Raw genomic sequence first — 6,486 nt, forward strand, 5'->3', positions numbered from 1 at the left:
CGCCGCGCCGTCCGCCCCGGCCTCCGACAACCCGGCATAGGCCGGCACGAAGGCGGTGTTGAAGGCGCCCTCGCCGAAGATCGCGCGGAAATGGTTCGGCAGGCGGCGGCCAGACGCGCGCGGAGCTGCTCGCAGGCGAGCGCCAGGGTGTTGAGCAGGCTCGTGGTGGTCGAGGAGCCGCCCGAAATGCCGGCCGGCGGCAGCGCCGTGTCGCCGAGCCGTACCGTCACGGCCGCGATCGGCACGCCGAGCCCGTCGGCGGCGGCCATCGCCAGCAGCGTGGTGATGCCGTTGCCGATCTCGTGGTGGGCGGTCTCGACCGCGACCCGGCCGTCGGCGGCAAGCGCGACGCGCATGGTCGCGGCGGCCATCTTCACCGGCCGCACCGAGGTGGCGCAGCCGAGGCCGACCCGCCACGGACCGTCCGGGAGACGGTCGTCCCGCATCGCGCCGGGCCGCGGGTCGCGGCGCGCCCAGCCGAACGCGGCAGCCCCCGCATCGAAGCAGGCCATCAGCGGGCGCGACGAGAACGGCTTGCCCGAGACCGGGTCGGTCGGGGTGTCGTTGCGCCGCCGGAGCTCGATCGGATCGAGGCCGAGGGTCCAGGCCATCTCGTCGACCGCGCTTTCCAGGGCGAACAGGTAGGGCACCTCGGGGGGCGCCCGCATCGGGCCGGGCGTGTTGCGGTCGACCCGCACGGCGCGCTCGTCGGTGCGGATGTCGGGGCAGGCGTAGAGGCTCGCGGTCACGTCGGTGCCCTCCATCGCGAAGGCGTCGAAGCGCGAGGTCGTCATCGTCGCCTCGTGGACCAGGGCGGTGAGGCGGCCGCCGCGGTCGGCGCCGAGGCGGATGTCGTGGCGGGTCTCCGGGCGGTGGTTCGCGATGGTGAAGCCCTGCCTCCGGGTCGGCACCAGGGACACCGGGCGGCCGAGGTCGCGGGCGGCAAGCGCCACCAGGGCCGTGTGCTGCGACAGAGCGAGCTTCGAGCCGAAATGGCCGCCGATCGGCCCCGATACGACGCGGACGTCCTTTGGCGCGAGGCCGAGCTGCGCGGCGAGCCCGTGCTGCAGCGCGCCGACGTAGCGGGACGGCTCGTGCACGGTGAGCCGCCGGCCCTCCCAGAAACAGGCGGTGGTGAACAGCTCCATCGGGTTGTGGTGCTGCGTGGGCGTCTCGTAGCGGGCGGCGATCCGCACTTCTGCCCGCGCCAGGGCGGCGTCGGCGTCGCCGCGGCCCGGATCCGCGTGCTCGGGCTTCAGGTCGGCCAGCCGGACGGTCTCGGCGCCGGCCTCGTCGAAGGTGGCGGCGAACGGCGCCTCCGCGTACGCGACGCGGACGCGGGCGGCGGCCGCCGTCGCCGCCTCCTGCGTCTCGGCCACGACGAGGGCAACGATCTGGCCGGCATAGGCGACCTCATCGGAGCCGAGGGGAAGGTGCGCGCTGTTGGCGTAGCCGCCGGCCATCAGGTGCTTCACCGGCGCGATCCGGCCGGCGAGGTCGCGATGGGTGAAGACGCGCAGGCACCCGGGCGTCGCCATGGCCGCGGAGAGGTCGAAGCCGCGGATGCGCCCGCGCACGATCGTGCTGGTGACGAGCGCCGCGTGCGCGCACCCCTTCAGCGGGACGTCGGAGGAGAACCGCGCCCGGCCCGTCACCTTGGCCGGGCCGTCGACCCGCACCTGCGGCCGTCCGAGCAGGCTTTCCTCGGCACCGGTTTTGGCCGGGTCGGCGATCGGGTGGTCCATCGGCGCGCTCCACTTCGCTTCGGTCCGGGACCGGTCGAGGGGAGGTGTGCCTCGCCCTCCGCGCGGCAAGGTTTGGGAGCGGGCCCGCGGCGATCCGCGCTCAGGTCGCGGCGCGGCCTCGCGGGATCAGCTTCTGGATGAGGCTCCAGTACGAGACCGGAACGAGGCGCTCGATCAGCGCGACCAGCTTCGCGTCCGTGCCGACGAGCACCCGGCCCTGCCGGCGCTCCACCGCCGCCAGGATGATCGCGGCGGCCCGTTCCGGCGGCAGCTTGAGCAGGCTGTTGGCGGCGGCACGGCCCCGGGCGGCCTCATCCGGAGTCATGTGCGCGGGCAGGCGCGCGCTGTCGGCCACCGAGGTGGCGACGCCGCCCGGATGCACCACCGTGACGCCGACCGAGCTGCCGGCGAGCTCGTGGGCAAGCGCTTGCGAGAAGCCGCGCACTGCGAACTTGCTCGCCGCGTAGGCGGTCTGGCCCGGTGGCGCGATCAGCCCGTAGAGGCTCGACAGGTTGACGATCCGCGCCTCGGGCTGCGCGCGCAGCAGCGGCAGGAAGGCGCGGGTCATGCGGACCACGCCCCAGAAGTTGATCTCGAACAGCCATTCGAAGTCGGCTTCCGTCACGTCGTCGAAAGTGCCGCCGACCGCCACGCCGGCGTTGTTGACCAGCAGGTCGAGTCCGCCATGGGCCGCCTCAACCGCTGCCGGCAGCGCGGCTACGGCCTCGCGGTCTGCGACGTCCAGCGCGTGCCGGCTGATGCGGACGCGGTTCGTCGCGATCACCTGCTCGGTCTCCTCCAGCCCGGCGACGTTGCGGTCGGCCAGCGCCAGGTTGCAACCGCGGGCGGCGAGCCCCACTGCCAACGCCCGGCCGATGCCGCTCGCCGCCCCGGTGACGACGGCCGTGCGGTTCTCGAGGTTCCAGTTCGGCATGGGGGGCCTTTCCCTTCGTTTCGATGCCGTGGCGTCGGTGTCGTGATCGCCCGGTCATCCGCTTTGGCGCTTGCGATGTCGGAAAACCGAAGACGCACGGGTCCCCTCTCCCGGACGGGAGAGGGGGCCGGTCGGCGCCATCCCGCCCAAGTGAGAATCCTACGCCGCGCGCTTGGCCAGTTCGCTGCGCGAAAACCGCATCGTGCCGTCGTCGAGGCGGCCGAACTTCAGGGCTGCGGTGTCGAGGATGTAGTTCTGGTGCAGCTTCCACGGCTTGGTGTCGGCCTGCTTCGGCAGCAGGTGCGCGGCGCGGGTGACATAGCCGGAGGTGAGCGGCAGGGTCGGCGTCGCGTTGAGGCGAGCAACATCCGCCAGAGGTTCGCAGCGCGTGAACCCATTCGCGTCCATGTGCTTGATGAGCCGGCAAAGATAGCGCGCGGTGAGCTCGCTCTTCAGGGTCCACGAGGCGTTGGTGTAGCCGATCGTCACCGCGAAGTTCGGTACGCCGGACAGCATCATGCCCTTGTACAGGAACGTGTCTTCCGGCTCGACCGCACGGCCGTCGACGGTGAGCGTCATGCCGCCGAGCAGCTTCATCTGCAGGCCCGTGGCGGTGACGACGATGTCGGCCGGCAGCGTCTTGCCGGAGGCGAGCCGGAGCCCGTCCTCGGTGAAGCTCGCGATCGTGTCGGTCTCGACCGAGGCGGCGCCGGAGCGGATCGCCTTGAACAGGTCGCCGTCCGGCACGAGGCAGAGGCGCTGGTCCCAGGGCTTGTAGCTCGGGGTGAAATGCTTGCCGACATCGTAGTCGGGACCGAGCTGCGCGCGCACGCCGTCGAGGATGCGCTGGGTCATCGCCTGCGGCTTCCTGCGTGCGAACTGGTAGAAGACAATCCCCAGCGCCACGTTCTTGGCCCGCGTCAGCCGGTGGGCGAGGCCGGCCGGCAGCTTTTGGCGCAGCCAATCGGCGATCTTGTCCCGGCTCGGCAGGGCGACGACGTAGGTCGGCGATCGCTGCAGCATCGTGACGTGCCGCGCGGTCTCGGCCATCGCCGGCACCAGCGTCACCGCGGTCGCGCCCGAGCCGATCACCACCACGCGCTTGTCCGCCCAGGACAGGTCCTCGGGCCAGGCCTGCGGGTGCACCACCGGCCCCGCGAAGCGCTCGCGGCCGGGGAAGTCCGGGCTGTAGCCGTGATCGTACGCATAGTAGCCGGCGCACACCGACAGCATCCGGCAGGTGTAGCGCACCGGCTCGGCCGCCGCGCCGACCTCGGCGTCCAGCGTCCACAACGCGGCGGCCGAATCCCAGGCCGCCCGCACGACCCGGGTGCCGAAGCGGATGTGTCGGTCGATGCCCTCGGCCGTCGCGGTCTCGCGCACGTAGGCCAGGATCGAGGCGCCGTCGGCGATCGCCTTGTCGCTGCGCCAGGGGCGGAAGCTGAAGCCGAAGGTGTAGAGGTCGGAATCCGAGCGCAGCCCGGGATACCGGAACAGGTCCCAGGTGCCGCCGATCGCGTCGCGGGCCTCGAGGATCGCGTAGGTCTTCTGCGGGCACTCGGTCTGGAGGTAGTGCCCCATGACGATGCCCGAGAGGCCGGCACCCACCACCAGCACGTCGACATGCCGGGCCTCACGCCCGGCCGCCGCAGCAAAACCGATCTTGGCAGGCGCAGCCGCTTTGGTGGGCGCAGCATCGTCGGCGGCGTCGTTCATGGCGTCTCGGCTCCGGCGGTTTCTCTCTGTGCTTGTATTTAAGGTAAACACCTTATGGACGTCAACGGGCGGGCGCCGTAAAACGCCCTTGGTGCCGGTGACGGGGCCGAACGCGGCCGGGCCGCGCGGGACCGTGGGCGGGCCCACCGCCCGTGGCAGGCAGGTCGAATGAAGCGTCGCAGGTCGGATCAGGCAGCGCAGGAACCGGGAGACGCGGCTCGCCCCGTCACGCGCGCCAAGCCGCCGGCCGGTGAAACGGCCGAAGGCGCACCGAAGCGGACCGGCACGCGCGCGCGCGTCCTCGCGACGTGCCGCGACCTGTTCAACGAGCGCGGGCCTGCCGCGGTCACCACCGCCGAAATCGCCGCCGCAGTCGGCATCAACGAGGGCAACCTGTACTATCACTTCCAGCGCAAGGAGCAGATCCTGGAGGCGCTGTTCTCCGACTTCGAGCGCCGGCTGGAGGCGGTGGCCACCGCCCACGCCACGGCGGACGGTCGGGCGCGCTACGCCCCCTACCTCGCCGGCTGGTTCACGCTGATGTGGGAGTGGCGCTTCTTCTACCGCGACGGCGGCACGATCTTCCGGCTCGCCCCGTCCCTGCGGCCGCGGCTGAAGAGCCTGAGTGACGCCGGCCAGGACCACGTCCGGCAGGCGCTGGCAGGCATGAAGGCGGCGGGGCTGCTCAGCGCAGGCACCGCCGAGACCGAGCACCTGATCGTCAACGCCTGGATCGTCTCGACCTACTGGATCGACTACCTGCGTTCGCGCCGCGGCCTCGACGAGGTTCGGCGCGAGCACCTGGACTGGGGTGCGGCCCAGGTGGCGAGCCTGTTCCGGCCCTACCTGACCGAGGCCGGGCTCGCCGCGGCGGAGCTGGGCTGAGCGCGCATCGGCCGCGACGAAAGCCGCCCTCCCCCGGGGGGAGGGCGATGTCGCGACGCCTCAGGCGGTCGCCTCGGCGTACATCTTCTCCACGTGCTCCCAGTTCACGAGGTTCTCGAGGAACGCCTTGAGGTAGTCGGGGCGACGGTTGCGGTAGTCGATGTAGTAGGAGTGCTCCCACACGTCGCAGCCGAGGATCGGCTTGGCGCCGTGCACCAGCGGGTTCTCGCCGTTCGGGGTCTTCATGATCGCGAGCTTGCCGTCCTTGACCGCGAGCCACGCCCAGCCCGAGCCGAACTGGCCGATGCCTGCCTGGATGAAGTCCGCCTTGAACTTCTCCGCACCGCCGAGGTCCTCGTCGATCTTCTTGGCGAGGGTGCCCGGGATCGCGCCGCCGCCGTTGGGCTTCATCCACTGCCAGAAGTGCAGGTGGTTGAAGTGCTGGCCGGCGTTGTTGAACAGCGGCTGGTTGTTGCCGTAGGACGCCTTGACGATCTCCTCGACGCTCTTGCCCTCGAGACCGGTGCCTTCGAGCAGCTTGTTGCCGGTGTCGACGTAGGCCTTGTGGTGCTTGTCGTGGTGGAACTCGAGGGTTTCCTTCGACATGTAAGGGGCCAGCGCGTCGTAGGCGTAGGGCAGTTCCGGCAGGGTGAAGGTCATGGGATTCTCCGTCTTGTCGAACGCAGGGGTGCGGGCGTCCGACCGGAGGCCGCGCACCGCGCTCGACGGGGCAACGACCCGGTAGGTAAGTCGGCCTTCCTCCCGCGGCAACGCCGGATCGGGCACGAAGTCCGTGGAAACCGCTACGCTGGACCGCCGGACGGGGCTTGGTTGCGTTTTGCAAAACGCCGACAAGGTCTTACTACGGGTCTAGCGTATCCAGCCCCGATTTCGAGAGTTCAATGATCATTGCGCTGTTCGCGCTGAGTGCCGCCATGGTGATCGGCGGCGTCGTCGCGGTGATCCAGGGGTTTCCCTTCGTTCGCCTCGAGAGCGGCCTCTCCATGGTGATCGCGGGCGCCACCGTCGCCTCGGCCGGGGCGGTGCTCTCCGGGCTCGCGGTGGTGGCCATGGGCCTGCGCCGGGTCGCCCACGCCTTCGACGCCCGCCGCATCGTCGACGCCGTCGGCACGATCCAGGACGGGGTGCGCCTGCCGCCGGCGGCGCCCGCGCCCCTCGTCGACCCGTTTCCGGCGGCGCCCGTCC

Annotated in this window: 4 protein-coding genes and 3 pseudogenes; 2 read left to right on the forward strand and 5 right to left on the reverse strand. The window is 71.3% G+C overall.

The window, feature by feature from the left end; translation table 11 throughout:
• The 4 genes and pseudogenes from FV229_RS28510 to FV229_RS24270 all read right to left on the reverse strand — a co-directional run.
• A pseudogene (locus tag FV229_RS28510) lies at positions 1 to 105 on the reverse strand (lipid II flippase MurJ); the annotation flags it as partial.
• A gap of 53 nt (positions 106 to 158) precedes the next feature.
• Positions 159 to 1,745, reverse strand: a pseudogene (locus FV229_RS24260) (molybdopterin cofactor-binding domain-containing protein); the annotation flags it as partial.
• A 100-nt stretch (positions 1,746 to 1,845) separates the two neighbouring features.
• On the reverse strand, positions 1,846 to 2,679 hold the full coding sequence (locus FV229_RS24265; protein WP_147754406.1) for an SDR family NAD(P)-dependent oxidoreductase: 834 nt from the start codon (positions 2,677 to 2,679) through the stop codon (positions 1,846 to 1,848).
• A 159-nt stretch (positions 2,680 to 2,838) separates the two neighbouring features.
• A complete protein-coding gene (locus FV229_RS24270; protein WP_147754407.1) occupies positions 2,839 to 4,395 on the reverse strand; it encodes an NAD(P)/FAD-dependent oxidoreductase in 1,557 nt (518 codons plus the stop codon).
• A gap of 168 nt (positions 4,396 to 4,563) precedes the next feature.
• Between FV229_RS24270 and FV229_RS24275 the strand changes: the two genes are divergently transcribed.
• Entirely contained in the window at positions 4,564 to 5,280 is a 717-nt protein-coding gene (locus tag FV229_RS24275; protein WP_147754408.1) for a TetR/AcrR family transcriptional regulator, read from the forward strand.
• Positions 5,281 to 5,340: 60 nt separating this feature from the next.
• On the opposite strand, the gene FV229_RS24280 is transcribed toward FV229_RS24275, so the two are convergent.
• The gene (locus FV229_RS24280; protein WP_147754409.1) at positions 5,341 to 5,940 is read right to left on the reverse strand and encodes a superoxide dismutase; all 600 of its coding nucleotides are present in this window, start codon (positions 5,938 to 5,940) and stop codon (positions 5,341 to 5,343) included.
• Between the two features lie 242 nt (positions 5,941 to 6,182).
• On the opposite strand from FV229_RS24280, the pseudogene FV229_RS24285 reads away from it, so the two are divergent.
• Positions 6,183 to 6,486, forward strand: a pseudogene (locus tag FV229_RS24285) (hypothetical protein); the annotation flags it as partial.

The organism is Methylobacterium sp. WL120, from assembly GCF_008039465.1.
Classification (GTDB): domain Bacteria; phylum Pseudomonadota; class Alphaproteobacteria; order Rhizobiales; family Beijerinckiaceae; genus Methylobacterium; species Methylobacterium cerastii.

Bases quoted from the DNA above. Each gene is read 5' to 3' on its own strand.
- FV229_RS24280 (WP_147754409.1), bottom strand. From the start codon at position 5,940: ATGACCTTCACCCTGCCGGAACTGCCCTACGCCTACGACGCGCTGGCC.
- FV229_RS24270 (WP_147754407.1), bottom strand. From the start codon at position 4,395: ATGAACGACGCCGCCGACGATGCTGCGCCCACCAAAGCGGCTGCGCCT.
- FV229_RS24265 (WP_147754406.1), bottom strand. From the start codon at position 2,679: ATGCCGAACTGGAACCTCGAGAACCGCACGGCCGTCGTCACCGGGGCG.
- FV229_RS24275 (WP_147754408.1), top strand. From the start codon at position 4,564: ATGAAGCGTCGCAGGTCGGATCAGGCAGCGCAGGAACCGGGAGACGCG.